We start from the raw sequence: 23,726 nt of genomic DNA, 5'->3' as shown, positions 1-23,726 counted from the left end.
GAGTCGATTCGGGGCTTGCGTGGGCTGGGTTGTGACGCGCTGTGGTCGGCTCGTCTGGGCGGATTCGCGTGCTTGCTGGGCGACGGCGCGTTGATCTTGCTTTACGGAAAAGTGGCGGATGTGGCGCCTGCTCGGTGTCTGTTGGGGCTGAGTCGGACCTGATGTTCTGGCCAGGGCGGGACCAGGTTCGATGCTTGGTAGAGACAGACGTAGATTCGCCCGATTTGCAGTCTTCGCAGGATTTGTGAGGGTGGGGGTGGCAGCTGTTTCGACGTTTTCAGGGAGGTGGTTGTGATGGCCACTAGTAAGACCGTCGGTGTGTACCGGCGATGCGGGTGTGTCGACGAGGGTGGGCGTGGGCGGGGGTGCGGTTGCCGCAGGTTGGCCGACCCTGCCCACGGCAGTTGGTACTTCACTGTTCAGATCACCCGCTGTGGGCGGCGGGTTCGGGTGCGTCGCGGCGGTTTTGCCACCGCGCACGCCGCCCGGCAGGCTCGGGACGCGGTGCTGGCCACTGAGGACGCCGGGCACGGCTGGACGGTGGCCGCCTGGCTGCAGTACTGGCTGGGTACGTTGCCTGGTCAGGTGCGGCCGTCGACCTTTGTGGGTTATCGCCGGCATGTGGACCGGTACCTGATTCCACAGTTGGGTGGCTTTCGGTTGGCGGAGCTGACCGTGGCCCAGGTTGAGCAGATGTTCGCGTGCATCATGGCGGACAGCCCCGGTGGCGGTGGGCGGGTTACTGCGGCGACGGTGCAACGGATTCGCGCGACTCTACGTCGCGCCCTGAACGTCGCCGTCCGCGACCAACTGCTGCTGGTAAACCCGGCCCGGCTGGTCGTCCTGCCCCGGCCGGTCCGCCACCGGCCCCAGCCGTGGACGGCGGCGCGGGTCGCGGCCTGGCGGCAGGATGGCTGGCGGCCGGTCGTGGCCGTGTGGGATGTGCGCCAGTTGGCGGTGTTCCTGGCGGTGGTGAGTGGGGATGGGTTGTTCGCGTTGTGGTGGCTGGCCGCTTTGCGTGGGTTGCGCCGTGGCGAGATCTGCGGTTTGCGGTGGGTCGACCTCGATCTGGAGGGCGGAACTCTGACTGTGCACCAGCAGGTGTGTCAGATCAACGGCCGTGTCCACATCGGACCGGTCAAGACCCCGGCCGGCGAACGTGTCGTCGCCCTCGACGCGGCCACGGTCGCGGTGCTGCGCGAACACCAGCGCCGCCAGCATGCGTTGGTCAAGGGTGCGGGGCGGTGCTGGCGTCCGGACGGTCATGTGTTCACGCTGGCTGATGGGCGGCCGGTGCGGCCGGACTGGCTCTCTCACCGTTTCCATCACCTGGTCGCCGCATCCGGGCTGCCGCCGGTCCGGTTCCACGACCTGCGCCACGGCGCCGCCACGCTGGCGTTGGCCGCGCATGTGGACCTGAAGGTCGTGCAGGAGATGCTCGGCCACGCCAGCCTCGCGTTCACCGCCGACACCTACACCGCCGTCCTACCCGAAGTAGCGCACACCGCGGCCGAGGCTACGGCGCGCCTCGTCCTCGACGCTCTACCGCCGCGACCACAGCAGCCGGCCGCAGGAGGCCGGGCGTAGCGACCTGATCGCCGAAACGCCCACGAAGGCCGCATAGCGATAGAGCGTTGAGTAGACCACCCTTTGGGGTGAGCCGAGGGTCGTCCTACTGCCCGCCACGGGCCATGCTCCGCGGCGCCCGCGCACCGTCGCACCCACGTGTGCTCGTCGTGTGCTCGGACGCCGCGTAACGGCCGGCACCACACGGACCAGACGGCACGATGTTGTGCCATCGAGTCGGACCGGTTAGCATCAAACGGACGGGTTGACACCCGCCGGGCGGAGCTTGCACTGACGACCGCCGACTCTTAATCCGCGGGTTCGGGGTTCGAGTCCCTGGCGGCGCACCACTCGTGAGCTGGGCGTATAGCCGTTTGGCTATGCGCCTTCGGTTCGTGTGGGGCACGTGTGGGTCACACCAGTGACTCACGTTGTGTGACCTCCGCGGCGGTGCCGGCGCAGATCCTGCACGTTTCTGGCCTGGGCCCGCAGCCGACGCCTGACCGGCGACGTCGAACAGCCGTCGCCGCCGGTCGGCGCACCGGAGGCCCGCTACCCGAACAGGTTCAGTGGCAGCAGCTACGCCGCTGCCTGAACGACACTGCAATGCCGCTAGTAGAGGTGCGGTTGGCCGGCAGCCTTTTGCTGCTATGCGGCATCAGTGCCAGCAGACGCGGCCCGCGCCTTGGACCACGCGGCGATGATCAAGCGACCGCACGCTGGTGGTCCGAGCGCGGTTCCGTCGGAGTGAACCGGAAGACCGGCGTGAAATTGACCGCAAGTTATGACCTTGATCAGCGCTTCTCGGCGTTGCCACCGCAGGTGCAGGTTTCCCGACAGACTGATTGGTAAGAACCAACGCGGGTGTTGTATGAGTGCATGGAGGCGTTGACCGCGGTCGTGCTGTTGGTGGGACGGTACGGTGTGCAGGAACTGGTCGGTGCGCTGACTGGCAAGGCGGAGCTGGGTCGGCTCGCCAGTGAGTTGTTCGGGGCCTTGGCCGAGAGCGAAAACCGGATCAGTGACCGTCTCGCGCAGGTGGAGCAACGGCTGAGCGGCATCGAGGATCGCCTCGACGAAGTGCTAGGACAGCGATACCAAGCAGCGCTCAACGCCGGGATGCGCAGCCTGCTGGATGCTGCTGCCGAGGTCGACCCGCAACGCCGCGCCGAGGAGTTCGCCATTGCCCGTGGGCGGTTCCAGGAGGCCACCGCGGCGGCCCGTTCGTTGCTGGAGACGGCGGTCGCCGAACGGTATCTGATGCTGTGCGCCATTGCGCTAGGCCGGCCTATGGCAGCCAAGGTCGCGTGGGACCGGATCAACGGCCAGGTCACGACGGCTGCGATCGACCTCGGTAACGCGTTCCGGAACGCGATATCCGCCTCGGAGATGCGCCTCGAAGAACGTGGCGAGGCACCACCACAGCCAAATCTTCGACGGCCGCCGGACAAGGACCGAAAGCACAACAGATACCAGGAGCGCCTGGACGCCGAGGCGGCCCGCATCCGCGCCGACATCGCTGACGCGGCGCCGCTGGTGGAACGTCTGCTCACTGAGGCCGGTGTGCTGGGGCAGGCGATCGGGCAGCCGCCACCGGCACAGATCCGCCTGCGGATCACCGACGCCGATGCAACGAAGACGCCACCGCAGCGAGCAGTATCGTGGCGCGGATCAGAGTGGCCGTCGCCGGGCCAGTCCCGCCCAATCACATTTCCCAGCTTCACATGGGTCGTCGCCCCCACTGCCGCGTCGACTCGCTTCGGCGCACTGATCGCCACCTGGAAGCGGTTCGAGATCCTGGCCGACGATGAGGCACGACCGGGCACCCTGTCGTACCTGCAGGAACCGCCTTATCGACCGACCACACACATTAGGAACGCGCGGGTTGACATCACCGTTGAGGCCGATCCGGCCCTGCCTCGGCCACTGTCCATCTGGCAGCCCGGCGCCTCTGGGGCAAGGGTCGGGAGGCGGTCCGACGAACGTCCACGGCGACACAAGCTAGCGTCCGGCGATCGACGCTACGAGTTATCGGAAGTCGTGGCCGTTCCAGTCGACGAGCACGGCAACGCCACCGGCGCAGACGCGGTGTGCGTCGACAACGTCGTCCTAGTCCGGTACTCCGAATCGAGTGCGTCCGGATCCTGACGCGCGATGCCGTGACGGCAGCATCGCTGTCGATGTGCTCGCGTACGCCTATGGCTGGGGGCGTGTCGGCAGCCAGTCCTCCACATGGCGATGCCGGCCCAGGCCGATCGCGTCGAACTCGTCGTAATGTCCGTCGGCGGACACGCCCAAGTGGCGAAGCGACTGCGAAATTGGTGACCAGCCCGGAGCGGGCCAGGGCTCGTCCTCAGTCAGCACTAGCGGGCCCAGGACCAGAGTGCCGCCTTGCCATACCGCTGCAAACTGTGAGCCGATCACACCGAAGTACTCCGCCTCGACATACGCCACCGGGTCGACGACCGACCAGGCGGCCAGCATCACCTCGAAGCGCGGTGGAAACAGCCGAGCAGGCGTGAACTGCGGGTCTACCTCGTCACCCCGCCGAAGCTCATCGAACAGGGCAGGGGTCATCGGCATCAGGCCGAGCCCTTGACCGAGATCCACAACCCCGCCATTGACGAATGGAGGAGGCCTGGGCAGTTATCGGCGGACCGACCGTCCCAGGCGGTTGCTTGGGTGCAGTTCTCGGTGATCACGATGGACGGCTTTCGACAGCGAGTAACAGAGCCACGAGCGGACAGCGGCAGATCCGGCTACCCTGCCGGGCTTGGCCGACTGCATGGACCTCGTCGTTTCCAGTCTCTAGCTAAGATCATCGGCCATGACTCGCACCACGCCGCCGCGACCGGTTGACATCACGGCCCTCTTCCCAGCGTTGAGCGAGCACTCGGCGACAGCGACACGGCTGCATCCCCGACCCGGTCGGCCGACGACCGCTGAAAGCTCGGTCGGCGGTCCCCTGCTCTGGCCGGCCGATGAGGCGTGGCCAGTATGCGGCGACGGCGGTACTCACGACACTTTCGAGCTCGAAACACCGGCGACCGTCCGCCGCCGCCGGGAGATCTACGCGGCGGCAGAGGCGCGAGCAGCGGCGACCGGCGCCCCTTACCACCTGACCGACGATGAGCAGGCGGAACTGCCCGACGCCGACTTCTCCGAGCCACAAGACCTGGTAAACCAGCCGATCCCGTTGGTCCCCGTGGCGCAGCTCTACCGCCGCGACATTCCCGACTTTGTCGGCCCGGACGGTACCGACCTGTTGCAGGTGCTGTGGTGCCCGCTCGATCACCCAGAGGAGGGCTACAACCCGCGGGTACGGCTGTACTGGCGCCGTAGCAGCGACGTCGCCCACACCTTGAACACGCCTCCCGAACCGCCGGTCGTCAGCGACTCCTACCTACCGACGCCCTGCGCGGTACACCCGGAACAGATTCGCGAGCATCAGTACGGCAGGCTCCTGCCCGACGAACTGGACGCCCAGATCACCGCATGGGAGCAAGACGCCAACGATGACGAAGCCGAGGACGGGCACAGCTACCAGTTCGACCTGTCGCTGGCGCCAGGCTGGAAGGTGGGCGGCTTCGCCAACTGGTCACTGACCGATCCGCAACCGATGGACTGCGCCGAGTGCGGCACCGCGATGACGCTGTTGTTTACCGCCGACTCCAGCGAATGGCACGGCACAGGCGGCAGCTGGCGGCCGCTGCAGGATCCAGCGGGCACTTCGTCCAACCCCACCGACGTCTCGATCGGCCGGGGCTACGCCTTGTACGTCTTTCGCTGCCCGGCCTCCTTCGACCACCCGCCCGCCACCGCCATGCAGTGACCTCCCCGAACACCGAGACCCGGAACGACCCACCACTTCCGCCACGTTCACGAGTCCGGCACCCACCATCACATTCCTTAACGCGCGGATCGCGGCAGATCACGATGCGCCGATCACCACTCTGCGGCGGTTGCGGCTGCCGTCGCCGCAGCGGCTTCGACACCGCTGCGTCGCAACCTGCGTCAAGGTTCTGGCAGATAGTGATCTGGTTGGGTCGTCAGCCAGGTCGGCCCATTAGGGTCGATGGATGAAACAAGACCTCGCCACCAGTGCCTTCGACTCGTTGCGCCTTGACGCCGTGCCCGACCAGGAGGCGCTGCGCCGGGTCTACGAGCTCCCCAGCGACGCGGCCGTGCGGAAGCAGATGACCGAACTCACCGAGCAGACCCGGCGGTTGATCGGCTGCGCATCGCTGGTCCTGGTCGCCAGCGCGGACGCCGAGGGTAACTGTGATGTCTCCCCGCGCGGCGGCCCTGCCGGGTTCGTCGCCGTCCTGGACTCACGGACGGTGGCGATACCGGACGCGACCGGCAACAAGCGTCTGGACACCCTGCAGAACGTCGTCGCCACCGGACGGGCCGGGCTGCTGTTCGTCATCCCGGGGCGCACCACGACGCTCAGGATGAACGGCCGGGCCTGCGTCTCCACCCGCCCAGATCTGCTGTCGCAGCTGACCGCCGTGGGCAAGCCGCCGGCCAGTGCGCTGGTGCTGGGGATCGAGGAGGTTTACCCGCACTGCCCCAAGGCGCTTCTGCGCGGCGCGGCTTGGAAGCCGGATCAGTGGCTGCCGGCGGACGCCCAGCCGACCTCAGCCGAGGTGACACTGGCCCAGCTGCGGATGCCGGAGCTGACGATCGCTGACATCGAGCAGGCGGAGGCGGACGCGCTGAAGTACCGGTACGAGTAACGGGCCGCACAGCGATTGTGCCGAGCACCCGCGGGCCGTTGTCGCAATCGGAGCCTGAGCGACTTTCACCCAGCCGCCAGCGAAATGAGCTGTCAGCCAGAAGCGATTTGCCGCAGCCATTGCTCAGGGTCTTGGCCGGCGACGAAACCCAGGTAGTCGGTCGCCGGGGCTACTCCGGCTAGGCGCCGAAGTCCGGGGGCGAGACTCCGCAGCACGTCGACGCCGGTGGCCAGGATGTGATTGTCGGCGGGACGGAGCCACGGCAGGACGTGCTCGCAGATCAGCGCCCGGCGGGTGGTCTCGGCACTGTTTCGCCCGGCGGCGTGCCACAGGCGACCGCTATAGACAAGCGCACTGCCAGCAGGCATGACCGCTGGAACAAGCTCCTGCGGCTGCGGACGGCGCCCAGCGGCCCAGCGGTGGCTGCCCGGAACGATCAGGGTGGCGCCGTTGCTGGCGGTGAAATCGTCGAGGGCCCAGATGACGTTGGTCTCCGCCTCCACCTCCCGGGGAAGGGGGTAGACGCCCGCGTCGAAGTGCAGCGGCTGGGCTCCCTGTGCCGGATCGACGGCAGATAGGAACAGCATGCCGAACTGGTAGACCTCACCCAGCTGAGCGGTGACGAGGCGGTGCACCTCGGGGTGGAGAAGCAGCGGTTCGAGAGCACCGACGCGGCTCAGCAGGGAGTAGACGCGTCGAGTCCGTCGGCCGTCAAAATCGTTGTCGCTCCAGGCTTGCCCGCGGAGAAGGTCGTTCGCGTGATCGCGAGCCGCAGCAAGCTGTGCATCGGGCAACAACGCCCGCAGCACGACGAAACCCTCGTCCCGCAGCTTCGCGAGAGCGTCAGTCCTGTCGATGCCACCGATCTCGGCTGCCACAGCAAGTGATCATAACCGCACCATGAATCGGGTCCATGATCGTCTTAGCTACCTGGCAAGCCGCACGTCAACGGCTTGACATCCGCCACCCTGAGCAGGGTGCGACGCCGGGTGCTGGGCTATGCCTTACGCGCGACCGCCCCGTACATGGCAATGTCTTTGTCTGCGATCCCTGGGGCCTCGGACCCGTCCGGGCGCCACTTGTGCACCTGGACCAGCCCTGGCTCGACCAGGTCCAAGCCGTCGAAGAATGCCAGCGCCGTGGGACGGTCGCGGAAGACGAGGGTCTCACCGAGCCTGTTGTACTCCCGTTGGACCTCGGCCAGCGGGATCGGGTCGAATTCATCGGTCGCGATGGACATCGCCAGATAGCTGCCCGCCGGAAGCACGTCCAAGATCTGCCGTACGACCCGCAGTGCTTCCGCGTCGTCCTCGATGAAGTGCACGACCGCGATCAGCAGGAGCCCGACCGGCCGCTTCAGGTCGAGGGTCTCCAGGAACTCCGGCGCGGAGATGATCGCCTGGGGGTCGCGCATGTCCGCATCGACGTAGGCCGTGCGCCCCACGGCTGTCCCGAGCATCAGAGCACGCGCGTGCGCGAGTACCAGCGGATCGTTGTCGGTGTAGACCACCCGTGCGGTCGGGTCAACCGACTGCGCAATCTCATGGAGATTCGGTGATGTCGGCAGTCCGGTGCCGATGTCGAAGAACTGCCGGATCCCGCACTCGGCGGCCAGGAAACGCGCCACGCGGTGCATGAAGGACCGGTTGGCCTGCATGTGGACCCTCAACGCCGGCCATAGCTGCAACGAGTTCTCGCCGGCCTCCCGGTCGACGGCGAAGTTGTCCTTGCCGCCCAGGATGTAGTCGTAGATCCGTGCGCCGTGCGCCACGTCGGTTCGCAGACCGACCCCGGGGCGATCTTCGCTACGAGGTTCCACCGAGAAGGCCTCCGTAAGACGCGTCGTCACTCGCGCAGGCGAGCCTACACCGATGCACGTCGAACTCCGCGAGACAGACAAGATCCACCAAGTCAGCATGATAGGTCTGACGAGTATCCAGTTAGGACTACGCTGCGGACTCAGCGGGAGGGTAGGCCCAGGCGTTCGAGCGTCTGCCGCAGCCGGTGCCGCCCGGCCATCGATGCTGGGCCTCTGAGTCGGGCGAGTACCCGGTCGCTCCAGTTGCCGGGCAGGCCGTACCGGCTGTTGTAGGCGGTAAGCCGCTCGTCGTACGCGGCGATGTGCGCGTCGGCGGTGTCGGCGTCGTACCGCTCCTGGTGCAGCACCGCGGCCTGTGGCAGGCGGGGTTTGATGCCGGCGTGCTCGGTGGGGTCCGGTGGGCCGACGGCCATGCCGAAGGTGGCCATCGCGTGTGGCGGCAGCCGCAGTTCGGCGGCGACCTCTTCGGGGTGGTTGCGGATCGCGCCGACGAAGACGGTGCCGAGGCCGAGTGAGGCCGCTGCCACTGCCGCGTTCTGGGCGGCCAGTGCCGCGTCGATGACGCCGAGGAGGGTGGCCTCGAGGTAGTCCGTGGCGGCGACCTCCGCACCCGCGCGCGTGGCCAGCCGGTTGGCCCGACTGAGGTCGGCGACCCACACCAGGAAGAGTGGCGCCTGCGCGATGAATGCCTGGTTGGCGGCGAGCGCGGCTAGCCGGGTCTTGCGGTCCTGGTCGCGGACGGCCACCACGCTCCAGGACTGGAGATTGGAGGAGGTCGGCGCGGACTGCGCGGCGGCGACCAGCGCGGCCAGTTCGTCGTCGGTGACGTCGCGCGTGCCGAACTTTCGGACCGAGCGGTGTGCCAGCTGCAAGCTGATGACGTCATTGAGTACGCCGAGGGTGGCGGCGGGGTCGCCGTAGCGGACTGTGGCGGACATCAGGCCGGCGCCTTGTCGAATGGGATGCCGTCGCCGAACGTCGCGGCCAGCACGCTGGCGCGGTCGGTCCCGCGCCTTGAGTGAAACGGCAACCCATCCATGTTCTCTACTATATCTATAGGGCAATAGGATTTACTGTGATTCGCGTCGCTACATGAAGTTTCGGGTGTGTAGCGCCGATAGCGCTTCGGCCTCGTCGGCGGGAAATCCCAGCCGTTCGAGGCGCCGGCGTCGGCCCTGGTCCATGTCCGCCTCCAGCCGTTGGACCCGCGCGTAGCCGGTCTCGATCTGCTCCGGGCTCCAGCCGCCAGCGGCCAGCAGGACCAGCGAGTCGAAGACCTCGGCGTTGAGGCCCGCGGTGTCGCGCAACGCGTCGTAACGGCGTTCGATCGCGGCACGGAGCCGGTCCCGCACCTTCGGGTCAGCCTTCGCGTGCTGTGCCAGGTGGGCCACGCCGAACAGGACGTGACGCCGCTCGTCCTGCATCGCGAGCCACGCCACCCGGCGGGTGACCGGGTCGGGCGCGTGCCGTTCCAAGAACGCGAGTAGGTCGACGAAGCTGCCCTCGCCCAGCACCGACAGCAGGAACGATGCGAGCGCGAAGTCCGTCTCCTCGACGAGGGCGAACAGGGAGGCCCGGCCGCCTGCCGATGAGGTGCCCAGCTCGTCGTGTCGGAGCAGCGCCCGCCGGGTGAAGATCTCCATGTGCCGCGCCTCGTCGGCGACCTGTACGGCCAGAAGCTGCACGACCTCGCGGAAGTGCGGATGTATCCGGCCGAGGAACCGGGCGGGCACGATGAGCGCGGCCTGCTCGTTCTCGGTCAGGTAGGTCATCACCTGGACGACGGCCGCTTCGACCTCGTCGGGCACCTGGAACGGCTCGTTCCACGGGATGGCCATCGCCGGATCCCATTGCCGCGCCGCCGCGTGCGCGTACAACCGTGGTGCGACGTCGGCCCAGAGCAGGTCGCGATCGTCGAGATCGAACATTGGCTCCGGGCCGCCCGCCTCGACCAGGGCGCCCCGCGCCGCCAGGCCCCACTCGGGCGGTGGGCGCCGGACGACGTCACCTGGCGCGCCCGCGCGCGTCGCGGTCATCCAGCGTTCGTCGTCCCGGTCACCGCGGACCACGACGGCGACCGGGGGCTCGGCCAGGCCCGGAGCGGGTGACTCCAGGCGGTGGCCTTCGGCCCGGCACCAGGCGCCAAGATGGACCGCGAGGGCCGGCGCGCGGCCGTCCACGGCAAGCCGGTCTCCCGGTGCCAGCGGCTCCAGCGTGCGGCGCAGGAGCAGGTGTGCGCCGCGGTCGAGCCCGAGTCCACCCAGGTCGAGCCGCCGCTCTGTCACGGCCTGTAGTCGGCCGCGAGGATCTGCCCCTCCGGCCCGTAGAAGCCGAGACGATCCGCCGCGGCCTCCAGCACCTCGTAGCCGGTCACCCGCCCGGCTTCCCACGAGTGCAGCCCTTCCAGATCGAGCAGCGGGCGCAGCCGGGCGTCGCTGTAGCTCATTCCCAGCAGGAGTTCAGCGAACCTGTCGACGAGCGCGGCGGGCGCGGTGTCGACGACGGTCATGTTGCAGTGGTCATAGGGTCCGATCTGGCCGATCACCCTCGTGGCGCCGGCGCGCAGCGTGCCCTCGCGCAGGAAGGTCAGGTGCGAGGCATCGAGCAGGCAGGCGGCGTCAACCTCGCCGGCCGCGAGCGCGCGTGCCGCGTCCCGCTCGCCGCTGATGTGGTCGCCGTGCAGCCCGACGCCGACGTCGTAGCGGCGCACGGTGACTTCCGCGCCGAACTCGGCCAGGCCGGCCAGCGGGATCAGCGTGGCTTGGGGTGAGTCGACCGCGCCGGTGGCGACGGTGCGGCCGTCGAGGTCGGCGGGCTTCTCGGCCGCGCTGTCGGTACGGACCACGATGACCGTCGTGAGGTCCCGATCGGTGTCACGCATGACCAGCGGCCGCGCCGTGAGCCCGTGGGCGGACGCGAGTCGGCGGGCCCGGACCCACGCCAGCGGCGAGTTCCAGGCGGCCTGGATGTGACCGGCGACCAGGTCCTCCACCTGCCGTTCGTAGTTGGAGTACAGCACGAAGTCGAACGGCAGGCCTCGCTCGACGAACCAGCGCCGGAAGCCGGTCCAGATCGTGACCACCTTCGGGTCGTAACAGACGGCGCCCATGACGAGCGGGCCCATCAGGCACCGGCCAGCATCGGCATGCCACAGCTCAACCGGGCCACGAAGTCGGTCAGCTGGTCGGTCGTCGGCGCCATCACCCGCGCCGCGCGGGCGTCGCGGAACCTGCGCTCGATGCCGAGATCCTTCCGGAACGCCGCGCCACCGCAGGCCTTCATGGCGAGGTCGGTCACCGCGATCGCGGTCTCCGCGGCGACTGCCTTGACCTCCAGCACTCGCAGGCCGGCCTCGTCGCGGCCCGCTTCCACCGCTGTCACCGTGTCGCTGAGCATCGCCCGCGCCGTGTCCGTATGCAGCCGCATCAACCCGATGTCCCGGCGTACCGTCGGCTGGTCCGCAAGGGTCTGATCGAGGTGCTCCAGGCGCGCCGTCGTCAGGTGGCTGACGGCTTCGCGAACTGTCGCTTCCGCCAGGCCGACGCTGAAGGCGGCGTTGAGCACCAGGAACCACGGCAGGGTCAGCTGCATCGCCAGGTCCAGGCCGGTGCCGTCGGCCCCCAGCATCGCGGACCGCGGGATTGTCGCCTGCGTGGCATGGACGGGCCGCGATCCGTTGCCGCGTAACCCCAGCCCGTCGAAGGGCCCAGCCACCCGCACGCCGGTGGTCGCGGCCGGCACGAACCACAGCGTCATGGGTCCGTCCGCCGCGAGCGGCCTGCTGGACCATACGTAGCTGTCCGCGTGGCCGGCGGAGGTGACCCAGCTCTTGCGCGCGTCGAGCACGATCCGGTCGTCCTCCGCCGGGGCGGCCGTGCTCACCGGAGCCCAGAAGTGGCTGCGGGAGCCGGCCTCGGAGAAGGCGAGGGTGCTCAGATGCCGGCCCGCCGCGATGCTGTCGACGATCTCCCTCGGGCCGTGTGCGGCGAGAACGGGCACGGCGGCGAAGTGCATCATGGTCACCATCGCGGTCGAGCCGCAGGACTGGCTCAACAGGTCGACGATTCTGGCGGCGTCGGCGAGGCCGAAGCCCATTCCACCAGCGGCGGTCGGGACCGTCGCGCCGAGGACGCCCGCCTCAGCCAGCGCCTCCACGGCTTCGCTCGGAAATGCGCCCTGCTCGTCCACCGGCTGCGCTTGCGGAGCAACCACATCGGCGATCACCTCGTCGAGCGCTTTCCACACTTGGTCGCTCACGTTCAGCTCCTCCTGGCCTAGCGAGTCCGGTACCTCAACGCCAAGCGGGAAGCCAGGTCCGGATTAATAGCACAAACGATGATAATTGGCGACGGCCAGGTCGGTGGCGGTTCCGGGGGAGAGTTCGGCCAGATTGGCACCGAGCAGGTCCGTGTGGCGGCGGGCCGCGCCGCGCGGGGTACGGCTCCGGGGCGGCATGAAGTCGGAGGTCGCGGGCAAGCACGCGCGGTGTCTGGTGAATCTGGTGGTCGCTTTGCGTACCGGCCGGCCCTTGACGGCGTGCGTGGCTTGGCGGTCGCCGCCGTGCTGGCGTTTCACGGCGGAATCGGCTTCATGCCCGGTGGCTTCCTCGGCGTCGACGTGTTCTTCGTCCTCTCCGGATACCTGATCACGTCGCTGCTGCTGAACGAACATGCCGGCACCGGGACGATCGGCTTGCTCGCGTTCTGGGGCCGGCGGGTCCGGCGCCTGCTCCCGGCCCTGTTGCTGGTCGTGGTCACCGTCGTGATCGTGTCTCGGTGGCTGCTGCCGCCGCAGGAACTGCCTGCGTTGCGCTGGGACACGGTGGCCGCGCTCACCTATGTGGCGAATTGGCGGATGGCCGACCGGGGCGGCGACTACTTCACCGCCACCGGCGCCCCGTCGCCGCTCCAGCACACCTGGTCGCTGGGCATCGAGGAGCAGTTCTACCTGCTCTGGCCGCTGGTGCTGGCCGGCCTGCTGACCGTTCGCGCCGTACGTACCCGCCCGCTCAGCGGCCGGCGCCGCGCCCTGCTGCTGGCCGTCTGTGTCGGCGGCGCCGGGGCGTCCGCGCTGACCGCCGCTCTGTCGTACCGGCCGGACCGTGTCGACCGCGTCTACTACGGCACGGATACGCGGGCGGCCGCCCTGCTTATCGGGTGCGCGCTCGCCGTGCTGCTGGCAAGGCGGGTGGACGTGCCCCCAACCCGTTCAGGCCAACGCCGGCTCGGCATCGCCGCCGCGGCCGGCGCCGCGCTCATCGTCTGGCTATTGGTGTACGCCGACGGCGGCGCGGCCTGGCTGTACCGGGGAGGTCTGGCCGTGGCCGCCATCGCCGTGGCCGCGGTCATCGCGCACGCGGTCGTCGCCGCCGGTGCACCTACCGCGCGGTTGCTGGCGTTACCGCCGCTTGTGTTGCTTGGCCGGATCTCGTACGGCGTCTACCTGTGGCACTGGCCGCTGTTCGCCTGGCTTGACGCCGGACGCACCGGCGTGAGCGGGCCGGGACTGTTCGCCCTGCGGTGCGTGGCCACGCTCGCGGTGGCGGCACTCTCGTACCGGCTGCTGGAACTGCCCGTCCGCAGCGGACGCTGGCCCCGGCTGCGCCCTCGGCCGGCCGCCGCGTTCGCTGGTTGCGCGATCACCGCCGCGGCGGTGATCGGCCTGGTAGTGACGATCCCCCCGACCGTGCCACCGGCGGCGCCGATCGCCCTGAACGTCGAGCCCGCCGTCGCCGCGAAACAGTCCCCGATGCACCGTGCGGGCCGCCGGCCCGGCAAAGAACCGCGGATCACGTTCTTCGGCGACTCGGTGTCCTGGTCCCTGGCCGCCTACCTGCCACCACAGAAGGCGATCAAGATCGGTGTACGCGGCGTGGCCGGCTGCGGTATCGCGCGGCTGCCGCGGATCCGGTACATCGGGGAGCCGCACCCCAACTACCCGGGGTGCGAGCACTGGGATCGCCGCTGGCGGCAGGGCCTCCAGGCGGACGACCCCGACCTGGCCGTGATCCTGCTGGACCGCTGGGAGCTGATGGACCGCGAGCTCCACGGCCGGTACCAGCACGTCGGCGAACCGGACTTCGATGCGTACCTGGCCGGCGAGCTGAAGCAGGCCATCCAGATCGTCTCCGCCCGCCTAGCCCACGTCGTGATCCTGACCGCTCCGTACACGCGGCGGGCCGAACGCCCGGACGGCCGGCTCTGGCCCGAGGACCAGCCGGAACGGGTGGACGCCTGGAACCGCCTGCTCCGTACCGCCGCCGAGCAGCACCACGCCACCGTGATCGACCTCAACCGAAGGGTCTGCCCGGACGGAAAGTTCACCTGGCGCGCGGGCGGTGTGCAGATCCGCAGCGACGGCCTTCACTTCACCCCCGAGGGCGTACGGCAGTGGATTGCCCCGTGGCTGCTGCCACAACTCACGCGGACCGCCGTACAGGGCCCCGGCTGAGGGTGCGGTGCGGGGTCGGTACTGGTGCGAGGAGGCTGGCAAGCTGTTGGCCCGCTTTCCGGTCGCGGTCCGCGAGCCGATCCGCGAGTTGGCGGGGCCGGCTGCGCCGGCCGACCTCCCGGGCGTGGGCTGCCGCCGTCAACGCCGCTCGCTGCATGACCAGCCGGTCGACGTCGTCCGGCGCGGCCTCGAACGCCCTTGTGGCGGCGGCCAGCAGGGCGCGGATCTCGCTCGCTCCCATGTCCCGTCCGCGCGCCAACCTGTCCGCGTCATCCCGCGTCTCGACGGTGTCCACGGTGGAGAAAAGGTCGCCGAGCCGCCCCGCTCCCGGAAGGCTCTCGTCGAGCAGGGCGGTGACGACGGCCGGGACGTCGGTCGCGAAATCGCCCGCGCTCACAGCCGGCGCTGACGGTGGAGCGTCGCCGCGGCGGTTCGCTACCTCGCGGATGATCCGCTCCCGCAGCGAGGCCGGCGGGTAGGTGCCCCAGGGCGCCTGCGGCGGCTGCTCCGCGTCCTCGGCGCGGAGCTGACCGAGCAGCGACAGCGCCGTCGCGCCGCCGCAGACAACGGCGGCGAAGATGTCGGCGTAGACCTCCTCGCGCCAGGCCAGCCACGCGTCCGCCCGGTCCTCGGCCAGGCCGGCGGCGGCGAGGCGGTCGGTCAGCCAGGGATCCAGGCCGAGGTCGGCGACGACCACGTGGCCGACCTCGTGGGCGACCGACAGGGTTACCGGAAGCCAGTTCGTGCGGTGCCACGGCAGGCTGACCACCGGGACGACGAGGGCGGAGGCGACCTTGCCGGCCTCCTCCGTATAGATCCCGCCGCGGGGCAGCAGGTCCCGGTAGTCATCGCCCCTGGGCACGGCGAATGGCACCGCCGACCGGGAGAAGTAGACGAGTGGCGGTTCGCGTAGCTCGGTACCGGTATGGGCGCGGAAGGCGTCGCGTACCGGTCTCCACGCTGCCCAGGCGAGGTCGTCCGCGGCCGCGAGCAGCGGCTGGTACATCGGAACGTACCGGAGCGCGAGCTTGCCTCGGAAGAAGTCCCAGATGTGGTGGTAGTCGAGCACGGACTGGGTCACCAGCGACGCGGACCCGGCATCGTCGAGCGCCGGCCGGAGTGCGGCGAGTGCCGTCGACACCTGCTCGACGACTCCCTCGATCTGGCTCGCGTGCTTGTCGAGGGGCGGTTGCGCCGCGCCGTCCCGCCACGCGGAGAGGTCCTCGTCCAGGCTCTCGATGATGGCCCGCAGGTTGCGCATCCGGCCCGACCTCAGCTGGCCAGGGTGAACGTCGCGCTCGGCGCGAACAGCGCCGCTGGGCACCGGTCGTCGGTGTACCGCTGCATGCTCGCCAGCACGTCCAGCAGCGGGATCCCCTGCTGGACTCCCTCCAACCAGCTCGCCTGAAGCGCGACCGGGTCGCCCCGGACAACCAAACCGGTGGCGAGTACGGCCATCGCGGCGCCGTCGAGGTATACGCCGGCGGCGAGGAGGTTGCGGGCGGTCAGCGGCGGAACCATGTCGCCGGACGGCGGCACGAGCGGGTCCAGGACCACGACCGGTGGTGGGTAGCCGGGTTTGGCTGACGCCCGGAATGCATTCAGCCACCGGATGATGTCGGTGTCGAAGATGCCGGCACCCCCTCCCGCCGACTTCACATCTTCGCGTACCGCGATGTCCTCCGACGTCATGTCGAACCACCCGTACGCGCCGGTGACCTCCAACCGCGCTTGGATGTGGATGACCAGCGGGGCGAGGCCGGCGATGGCGGCGTCTTCTATCCCCCCGGTGCGTACCTGCACCGTGTCCCAGCCCATCCGGCGGTAGCTGTCGCGCAGGTCGAGGCCCTGCCCCACAGAGCCGTACCCCCACGACGACTCCACCTCGCGGTCGGCCCTGATGATGAGCACCCGGCGTTTGCGCCGCTGGCTGGCGTCGATCGCGCGTTCAAGGTCGCGGCGCAGGAACGGGTCCAGCGGCTCGGCGTCGTCCATGGCCGCGGCCTCAGCCACGGCGCGCAGGCGCTCGGGCATCGTGTTGCCCTGGCGCTCCAGCAACGACCGGACCCAGGCACGGTCCCTTCCAACCGACGCTTCCGCCGGGATCGAACGGTAGACCCTGGCTGCGACGCTCTCCCACGGCAGCGCGAGCACCGTGGGTTTGACGGACTCGACCCGGACGGCCCGGTCGATCGGGACGGGATCGCCGACTGACTCGTCGGCGCCGAGCACCGCGGCCCTGAGCATGCCCCGCGACGGGCGCGATCCGGGATCCTCCAGCCGTTGCCGAAGCGCCGACGGCAGCAGGTCAGGACTGATCAACAGCTCGTCGTCGGGGCGCTGCCGTGCCCCAATATTCGCGGGCGCGGCGAGGTCAGCGATCGCGCGCCGGGCGGCTTCCCCGCCCCGCACGTTGCCCAGCCGGCTGTACCGCGCCATGGCCGTATCGAGGTGCCGCTGTGCGACATCACGTTCACCTCGACGCGCGGCGATCAGGGCACGAAGGCTCAGCGCCTCCGCCGGCCACGAGGATCGGCTCGCAACGGTCTCGAACACCTCGGCCGCTTGGCGGGCCAGGCGATCGGCCTCGTCGAGGTCGCCGGTGTCCGGCGTGGCGGCGAGTTCGGCCCTCCGCAGGCGCCATACCGCCGCACGCATGCCGTCCAGCCCATCTACGTCCGCCGCGTCGTACGCGGACTCCGGTGCCTCGCCGCCGAAGGAGCGGACGACCTCCCACGCGAGGAAGGAGGACTCCGACTCGCGGACGGCCCGCTCCAGCAGGTCTTGTACCTCGCCGAGGTGGTCCTGGGCGAGCGCGCGCAGACAGTACGCCCGCTGGAGGTCGTGCACTGCGTGCTCGCGCGGGGAGCCGTCCGGTTCGGGCCTGACCGCCGCCAGGAGTTGGCGCGCCACCCCCTGGTGAGACCTGGCGGGCGACCATCGCAGCTCTTCGAGGAGCCGCAGCCCGGCTGCCGGCGGCTGGATCTTGACGATTGCCTCGATCAGGCGGGGGCCGAAGCGTTCGACGTCACCGGTGGCGATGAGCCCGACGATCGCCGCCATCGCCTGCCGCTGGTACGACGGCCGCGCCCGGTCGCCCTCGTTCAGCACCGCGTCCACGAGCGCCAGCGACTCCCCGATATCTCCCGAGCGGCTTCGTGCCTCGGCGAGCAGGAGCCGGATCCCGGTCGACTCATCGGGACGGCCGACGTCTACGCGGCTTTGCTCCAGCAGCCGCAGGGCCCCCGCGACGTCGCCGGCCTCGTGCAGCAGCACCTCCGCATGGTGTCGCACGGTGCGCAGCTCGCCGTGTGGATGGCCAAGCTCGCGCCACAGGCCGGTGGCCTGCTCGAACGACGAGGCCGCCTGGTCGAGGCTGAGCAGGCTGCCGTGCACCCGCCCCATCAGGCTCAAGCACTCCGCCTGCTCCCGCAGCCTGACCCGGATGTCCGGCACCAGCTCGTTGAGTTCGTCCATAGAGGACGCCAGGGCCGCGAGAGCGTCCGCCGGCCGGCGCAGGGCCAGCAGTGCTTCGGCCCGCGCCCGCTGCTGGGCGGCGCGGGCAAGCTGGTCTGCCTCGCCCGGCAGCTCCCTGGAGATCGCCCGCTCAGGCGTGCCACGCGCGGTGAGCAGCCGAAGGTAGCGGTCCCACAGCTGCCCGGTTGCGGTCGCCGTGCGCCGTACCCAGCTCACCGCCCCATCCACGTCGCCGGTCGCGACGAGTTGGTCGGCGAGCGCCGAGCAGGTGAGCGTGGCATCGGCCGGGCGGCGGTAGTCGAGGGCGAGCTTCGTCACCCGCTCGAGCACGTCCACTTCGTCCCCGCCGGCCTGGCGTACGGCCCACACGCCGACGAACCCGAAGGTGAGCCCGATGTCTCCCGCCCGCTGGAGCCACCTCTGGCTGATCGCTGTGGCCAGCTCGACCTCTCCCCGGCGGAGGGCGAGCGATGCCCGGACGAGGTCAACGGCCGCGAGTATCAGCTGATGGCGCCGCGGGTCGTCGAGCGCCGCAACGACCCAGGCGGGCGTCACCAGGCCGTCGAACATGGGGATGAAGCCGGCCGCGGGTCTGCGCGGGACGGGCTCCCAGGGCAGCTCCGGCCACCTCAAGTCCTGATTGGATAGTCCTTCCCGCAGCGTCCTCGCCAGTACGGCGTAGGTGAGCCACAACCGTGCCTCGATGGCGAGCGAAGGCGGGACGAGTGGTTGTCCGTCGTGCCGGTGCCGCGTGCGGCCCTGCTCGTCGATGTACTCCGAACGGAGGAACTCCGCGCAGAGGGCTCCGAGGCCCGCGTGGTCGCCCTCCTCGCGGAGGACATCGACCATGCCACGCCACTGCTGCGTCAGGTCTTCGGCGCCGGCCTGCACGAGGTGGTAAACGGCCTCGCGCATGTGGCGCGCTCGTCGCGACCTGTCGCCCTCGGCCTGCGCCAGGTAGAACCGCGCGGACTCGCTGTGCAGCTCACGCAGGACAAGCCGGTCGGCGAGGATGGCCCGCAGCGGGGCCAGGATCTCGGCCTTCAGCACGTACGTGCTCGCGCTCGGCTCGCCCGGCGCTGGGGTGATCCAGGACGACGTGCTCACATACCGTTCGAGATCGCGCCAGCCCTGCTCCAGCCGCGCCCGCAGGTCGCCGAGGTCGATCCGGAAGAGCGGCCGGCCGTACCACTCGCGGATCGTGTCGAGCAGCGGGTCGTCGAGGCTTGTGTCACCCGAGGCGGTACGGACCACGAACGGCGCCAGCACCTCCCGCACGTAGTCGAGGGTGAGCCGGCGCGGGACGCAGCCGTACCGCACCAGCCACCGGACGACCGGCTCCCGTATCCGGTCGATCACCCGGTCGACCAGGTACAGCAGCTGGGGTCGCGGTCGTGCACCTCATCGAGGACGACATCCGGGTCGTGGGTGACCAGGTCGGCGTAGAGCGCCAGCACGAACGGCACACCTTGAGCGCGGCTCACCAGGTCGCGGCGGCGCTCGGGATCGGCGATGCCGCGTACCTTCTCCAGGTATGTGTCGGCCCGCGCCCGGTCGAACGCGGCCACCTGGACGTCGGTGACGTTGGGGAACGACTGCCGGACGGCGGGGATGGCGTAGCGCCCGACGAACACGAGCCGTAGCCGCTTCACCTTCTCGGCCACTGCCGCTAGCTGCCGGACGAGCTCCACGGTCTCCTGCGGGTACCGCAACGAGAGCTCTTCGAGAGTGTCGAGGACGACCACGATCGTACGGTCGCCGGCCGCGCGGCACCCTTCCACGAACAGCTCAGGCACGGCTTCGTTCGCCTTGCGCGCCTCGACGGCGTCGATGTCGTCACGGCCCGGCGAGCCGAGCCGGGCGAGTGCGAGGAACGGCGCGTATGCGCGCAGCAGCGACGAGAACGGGTTTCGTGGAAGCTGCGGCGCGAGCTGCTCGGCGACCAGGACCAGCGTGAGGAACGGGTATCGGGCGCACATCACGGCGTCCACGGCGTCGTAGTCGACCCGGGCGCACGGAATGCTGGCCGGCCGTGGCACCCAGTGCCGGGCCAGCAGCCACCGCACCTGCATCGTCTTGCCCAACCCACCCTGGCCGGCGAGCTGCCACACCCGGCTCGGCTTGCCGTCGATCAGGCCGGCGGCGCGCTCCCGCAGGCTGGGCGGAGGCAGGAACAGCGCGGACTGGTAGTAGTCCTGGAGCCACAACGATCGGGCGTTGAGGTACGCGGTGCGGTCGGCCAGCACGGCGGCGATCTCCGAGCCGAGCGAGCGCCCTTCGGGCTGCACGGCGCGCAGGACGTCCTGGCACCTGGGCAGGTCCATCGCCTCGTCGGCGGCGTCGAAGAGCCGGTCGAGCAGCTCGATGCCGCGGCGAGGATCGGCCAGTACCAGATGGCGCAGCGCTTCCAGGTCGTCGCCGCGGCGCAGATGCTCCTCGGCGAGGCGCGACGTCAGGCCGATCCGCTCGTCTTCCGGCAGCTCCGCCGACCAGATCGCGCGGTCCTCGGGGCCAGCTGGTACCAGCCGGGTCGACCGGGGACCGACTCGACAAGGCCGATCTCGACCAGCACGTCGAGATCCGGCGCCGCCTCCCCGGCCAGGGTCCCGGTGTACAGCTCCGCGTCGAACCGCTCCGCCACCGCGGCTCGGGCCAGCACTGTCGACCACCCGGGCGGAGTGAGGCTCCGGCGGATAGCCGCGAAGGACTCGCCGCTGGCGGCGCGTTCGAGGACCGCGCTGACGTCCGGCACCGGGGCGCTCATCGAAAGCCGACCTTGAGCATTTGGAGGGTCTTGGCCATCTGCTTCAGCGCCTCGGGCGCAATGCCCGATCCGGCCACCTGCTGGACAAGCCCGACGAAGGCCTTGGTGTCGTCGTCCTCCCACTTGTTGCGGATCCCGTACTCACGGACGATGCGGGGCAGCTCGGCCTTCGGGAAGCCGCCGAGGCCGATGCGCTGCATCCGGGGCAACTCGTCGTCCTGGATCCGCCTGGCGAGGACGTGGTCCGGCAAGATCAGGAGTAGCCGTACCCGCGCGAGCCCTTGCGCCAACGGGCGGATCAGCAGCGGCAGGACGTAGTCCCGCCACGACTCTTCACGGATCTCCTCGGCTCCGTCGATGGCCAGGACCAGCGGATGCTCGGCCGCGTAGCGCTCCAGCGCCTTCTGGAAGTCGCGAAAGATGGTGGCGATCCGGGCTGCGGCCTGGCCGGCGTCCGGGTCGAATCGGGCGTACTCGTCGTCCTCCGGCGCCGCGTACTCGCTGGGCATGCCGACCGTGGGCGGTTGCCGCACGAGCCAGTTGAGGCGGGCGGTGAACGAGCCGAAGGCCTCGCGTGGCAGCGGCTGGGACAGCTCGCAGCCGGGCATCCCGTCGCGCAGGGCCCGCAAGGTGTCCAGCCAGTCCCGGCTCGCGCCGGTGAGGTCGACGTACTGGGTCCGCCGGCCGCGCAGGGACCAGGTGAGTAGCGACGAGTGCGCCAGCCAGGTCTTGCCGTACTCGTGTGGGCCGGTGATGAGGACGGCGGGCCCTTCCTGCGCCATGGTCGGCAGGCCCTCCGCATCGATCGCCCACCAGGTCCGGCGGCGCTGCTCCGCCCGGTCGACAAAGCGGGCGAGCTTCTTGAACTCGCCTATCTGGCGCAGGTCCCGCTCTTTCTCCTCGGTCACGCCCAGCCTTACGGGCACGGCCAACCCGGCCGGCGACCCGGTCTCCAGCACCGGGTAGCTCCAGTCCGGCTGATGACTGTTCGCGTTGTAGATGCGCAGGCGGCCGGCCGCCACAGCGGCGTCGACCGTGTGCCCCGCGGCCAGGTGGCCGTACAGCCCTCGGGCGAACTGGACAGCCGCCGCGCTCTGGATGTCGCCGTCCATGCCGACCACCGCCGGGACCTGGGCCCGCAGGGCATCGGCCAGCGACCGTACGCCGCTGGAGGCCTCCTGCTGCTGGTGTGTGCGGCAGGCGCTGAGCACCACAAGGCGTGGACCAGCCGGCCAGCTTTGCCGCAGCATGGCGGCCCAAAGCTCCCACGTGCGGCGCTCACCGTCCCGGGTGTACCCGAACTCGATCGCCGCGTCGGCCGCCATCTGGCGGGTGTGTCCGATCAGGTGGACGACGTGCGGAGCCCGCTGCTCGATCTGCTCGCCCAGGACCGACCAACTCTCCGGGCTGTCGACCACCTCGAGGTGGACGCGGCCCGTCAGGTCTTCGACGGCCCTGTGGATGCCGTCGAGCTCCTCGTCCGCTTGGAGGCCGGCGTCGGCCGGGTCGCAGACGACCACGAGCAGGCGCAGCGGCCCGAGCGTTACGGCGACGTCCTTGGCGGTCTCCCATCGCCCGCGGGACCAGGGGCGGTACGGATCGAGGAAGGGGAGGTCGCGGTGCGCCGATGTCGTCGGTCGGGTCAGCCGCTCCCAGGGAAGCTGCCGCAGGCTCTCCGCCCGCACGTCGAGGACCACGGCTTGGGCGCCTTCGAGCAGGCCGGCGACTTCGGGCTCCGCGTCCCAGGTCAGCAGCTCGTACAGCTGCTTGTCGTCAGCGCCTGCTCCGGCTCCCGCCGGCACCGTGCCGCAGGCCGTCAGCTCAGGCATAGCGGCCTGACCGGGGTCCACAGTGCCCAGCCGGAGCGGATGGCGGCCGTCCTGGTCCAGCTCGGCGCCTACCTGTAGATATACGATGCCCACGCGCGGCTCCGGCTCAGGACTGGGCGGGCCCGGGGCCACCCACCGGCGAGCCCGCAAGCGGAACATCCGGCTCCAGGGTCTCGACGACCTCGTCCGGCCGCTCCCTGGCCTGGTCCAGGAGGCGGACGGGATCTCCTCGGGCGCCAACCCCTTGGGCCTCTGCCGTGGCGCGAAGTCGGCGTCGACGCCGCGCCACCAGGAGTCGCGAACCCGCACTACCCGGCAGAACGGGGTGGCGTCAGCGTCCCCCAGCCACTTCAGCCCCATCCGGTCGCTGCGCGCCAACGACACCTGTCCGGCCAGGTCCGCGACCTGTAGCGGCCCGCTTGCGAGGCCCACCGCGAGCCGGAGCTCGGCCTCGGCCTGGCGATCCTCGGCGAGGAGAACCGTCGCGGCGGTCGCCGTCAGCACATGGGTGACCGCCACCCACTCCGGCCGCCACAGGTTTCGGAAGTAGAGCTCTACCAGCGGCTGCGCGAGCGTGTACGGATCCCGGAGGCCGCTTTCGCGCATGCCGACGAACGTGGCGAACACGCTGCGCTCGCGGGTGAAGCGCAGGTGGCCGCCCGCGTCCGCCTCGGTGAGTACCTTGAAGATCGGGTCGGTCGTGCCGGACCCCTTCATGGTCACAGCGACGGAGCCCTCGCTGTCGTACACCAGGGAGTCTTGGTAGTCGGAACTGTCAGTCTGTGTGGGAACGCCCAGTGACCCCAGCGTGCCAGCCTTCAGCAGCTGCCCGCCGACAACCGAGCACACGTCGCCTGCCGCGTGCCGGGTCGACAGTGGCCAGACGGACCACCAGGCGCGGCCGAGGACGCCGCGGAGGGCATCACTGTAGACGGTGAAAGCGTCGCTCATCCTGGGACTCCCAACGGCGCTCCAGCCGGAGCGTCTCGAACTGGTGCTGCGGTACCCCCCTCACAACTACGCTCTGGCACCAGCCCGCGCAGTCCAGATTCGGACAGTAGCCGGCTGACAAGCCCGCTCGC

The 23,726-nt window shown here is 70.0% G+C and carries 17 protein-coding genes; 5 read left to right on the top strand and 12 right to left on the bottom strand.

The genetic code is table 11. The features are described from left to right. Positions 1 to 294 precede the first annotated feature (294 nt). Both Pflav_RS28500 and Pflav_RS28495 read left to right on the top strand, forming a co-directional pair. Complete coding sequence (locus Pflav_RS28500) at positions 295 to 1,587, top strand: tyrosine-type recombinase/integrase (protein ID WP_173039613.1); 1,293 nt, start codon at positions 295 to 297, stop codon at positions 1,585 to 1,587. Between the two features lie 858 nt (positions 1,588 to 2,445). Beyond that, positions 2,446 to 3,714 (top strand): hypothetical protein, encoded by a 1,269-nt coding sequence (locus Pflav_RS28495; RefSeq protein WP_173039611.1) that lies wholly within the window; start codon positions 2,446 to 2,448, stop codon positions 3,712 to 3,714. A gap of 48 nt (positions 3,715 to 3,762) precedes the next feature. On the opposite strand, the gene Pflav_RS28490 is transcribed toward Pflav_RS28495, so the two are convergent. Beyond that, positions 3,763 to 4,143: a hypothetical protein gene (locus Pflav_RS28490; protein WP_173039609.1), complete on the bottom strand. Its 381-nt coding sequence runs from the start codon at positions 4,141 to 4,143 to the stop codon at positions 3,763 to 3,765. A gap of 304 nt (positions 4,144 to 4,447) precedes the next feature. Here Pflav_RS28490 and Pflav_RS28485 point away from each other — a divergent pair, with 304 nt between their 5' ends. Next, positions 4,448 to 5,398: a hypothetical protein gene (locus Pflav_RS28485; RefSeq protein WP_232072026.1), complete on the top strand. Its 951-nt coding sequence runs from the start codon at positions 4,448 to 4,450 to the stop codon at positions 5,396 to 5,398. Positions 5,399 to 5,645: 247 nt separating this feature from the next. Next, the gene (locus Pflav_RS28480) at positions 5,646 to 6,305 is read left to right on the top strand and encodes an MSMEG_1061 family FMN-dependent PPOX-type flavoprotein (RefSeq protein ID WP_173039606.1); all 660 of its coding nucleotides are present in this window, start codon (positions 5,646 to 5,648) and stop codon (positions 6,303 to 6,305) included. 92 nt (positions 6,306 to 6,397) lie between these two features. Here the strand turns inward: Pflav_RS28480 and Pflav_RS28475 are convergent, their stop codons facing one another. The 6 genes from Pflav_RS28475 to Pflav_RS28450 all read right to left on the bottom strand — a co-directional run bounded on the left by Pflav_RS28475 (position 6,398) and on the right by Pflav_RS28450 (position 12,381). Further along, the gene (locus Pflav_RS28475) at positions 6,398 to 7,183 is read right to left on the bottom strand and encodes a phytanoyl-CoA dioxygenase family protein (RefSeq protein ID WP_173039604.1); all 786 of its coding nucleotides are present in this window, start codon (positions 7,181 to 7,183) and stop codon (positions 6,398 to 6,400) included. Between the two features lie 119 nt (positions 7,184 to 7,302). Further along, positions 7,303 to 8,223 (bottom strand): SAM-dependent methyltransferase, encoded by a 921-nt coding sequence (locus Pflav_RS28470; protein WP_173039602.1) that lies wholly within the window; start codon positions 8,221 to 8,223, stop codon positions 7,303 to 7,305. Between the two features lie 41 nt (positions 8,224 to 8,264). Next, positions 8,265 to 9,062 (bottom strand): NADPH-dependent oxidoreductase, encoded by a 798-nt coding sequence (locus Pflav_RS28465; RefSeq protein ID WP_173039600.1) that lies wholly within the window; start codon positions 9,060 to 9,062, stop codon positions 8,265 to 8,267. Positions 9,063 to 9,212: 150 nt separating this feature from the next. Further along, on the bottom strand, positions 9,213 to 10,409 hold the full coding sequence (locus tag Pflav_RS28460; protein ID WP_173039598.1) for a ferritin-like domain-containing protein: 1,197 nt from the start codon (positions 10,407 to 10,409) through the stop codon (positions 9,213 to 9,215). Further along, on the bottom strand, positions 10,406 to 11,248 hold the full coding sequence (locus Pflav_RS28455) for a phosphate/phosphite/phosphonate ABC transporter substrate-binding protein (protein WP_232072024.1): 843 nt from the start codon (positions 11,246 to 11,248) through the stop codon (positions 10,406 to 10,408). Before Pflav_RS28455 ends, Pflav_RS28460 begins: the two co-directional genes overlap by 4 nt. After that, entirely contained in the window at positions 11,248 to 12,381 is a 1,134-nt protein-coding gene (locus Pflav_RS28450) for an acyl-CoA dehydrogenase family protein (protein WP_232072022.1), read from the bottom strand. The genes Pflav_RS28455 and Pflav_RS28450 overlap by 1 nt, the downstream gene beginning before the upstream one ends. 228 nt (positions 12,382 to 12,609) lie before the next feature. Here Pflav_RS28450 and Pflav_RS28445 point away from each other — a divergent pair, with 228 nt between their 5' ends. After that, entirely contained in the window at positions 12,610 to 14,574 is a 1,965-nt protein-coding gene (locus Pflav_RS28445) for a DUF459 domain-containing protein (RefSeq protein WP_415624337.1), read from the top strand. On the opposite strand, the gene Pflav_RS28440 is transcribed toward Pflav_RS28445, so the two are convergent. From Pflav_RS28440 to Pflav_RS28420, 5 genes are all read right to left on the bottom strand, one after another. Then, positions 14,543 to 15,835, bottom strand: a complete 1,293-nt coding sequence (locus Pflav_RS28440; RefSeq protein ID WP_173039594.1) for a hypothetical protein — start codon at positions 15,833 to 15,835, stop codon at positions 14,543 to 14,545. The two genes, Pflav_RS28445 and Pflav_RS28440, sit on opposite strands and share 32 nt — an antisense overlap. Before the next feature lie 11 nt (positions 15,836 to 15,846). Next, positions 15,847 to 19,410, bottom strand: coding sequence for a hypothetical protein (locus tag Pflav_RS28435; RefSeq protein ID WP_173039592.1), 3,564 nt, complete (start codon positions 19,408 to 19,410; stop codon positions 15,847 to 15,849). Beyond that, the gene (locus Pflav_RS28430; protein WP_173039590.1) at positions 19,407 to 20,375 is read right to left on the bottom strand and encodes a hypothetical protein; all 969 of its coding nucleotides are present in this window, start codon (positions 20,373 to 20,375) and stop codon (positions 19,407 to 19,409) included. The genes Pflav_RS28435 and Pflav_RS28430 overlap by 4 nt, the downstream gene beginning before the upstream one ends. A 128-nt stretch (positions 20,376 to 20,503) precedes the next feature. Beyond that, positions 20,504 to 20,815 (bottom strand): hypothetical protein, encoded by a 312-nt coding sequence (locus tag Pflav_RS28425; RefSeq protein ID WP_173039588.1) that lies wholly within the window; start codon positions 20,813 to 20,815, stop codon positions 20,504 to 20,506. After that, on the bottom strand, positions 20,812 to 23,595 hold the full coding sequence (locus tag Pflav_RS28420) for a CHAT domain-containing protein (RefSeq protein WP_173039586.1): 2,784 nt from the start codon (positions 23,593 to 23,595) through the stop codon (positions 20,812 to 20,814). Before Pflav_RS28420 ends, Pflav_RS28425 begins: the two co-directional genes overlap by 4 nt. Positions 23,596 to 23,726: the final 131 nt, after the last annotated feature.

Source organism: Phytohabitans flavus (assembly GCF_011764545.1).
GTDB classification, from domain to species: domain Bacteria; phylum Actinomycetota; class Actinomycetes; order Mycobacteriales; family Micromonosporaceae; genus Phytohabitans; species Phytohabitans flavus.
This window is presented reverse-complemented; position numbering and strand designations above follow the sequence as displayed.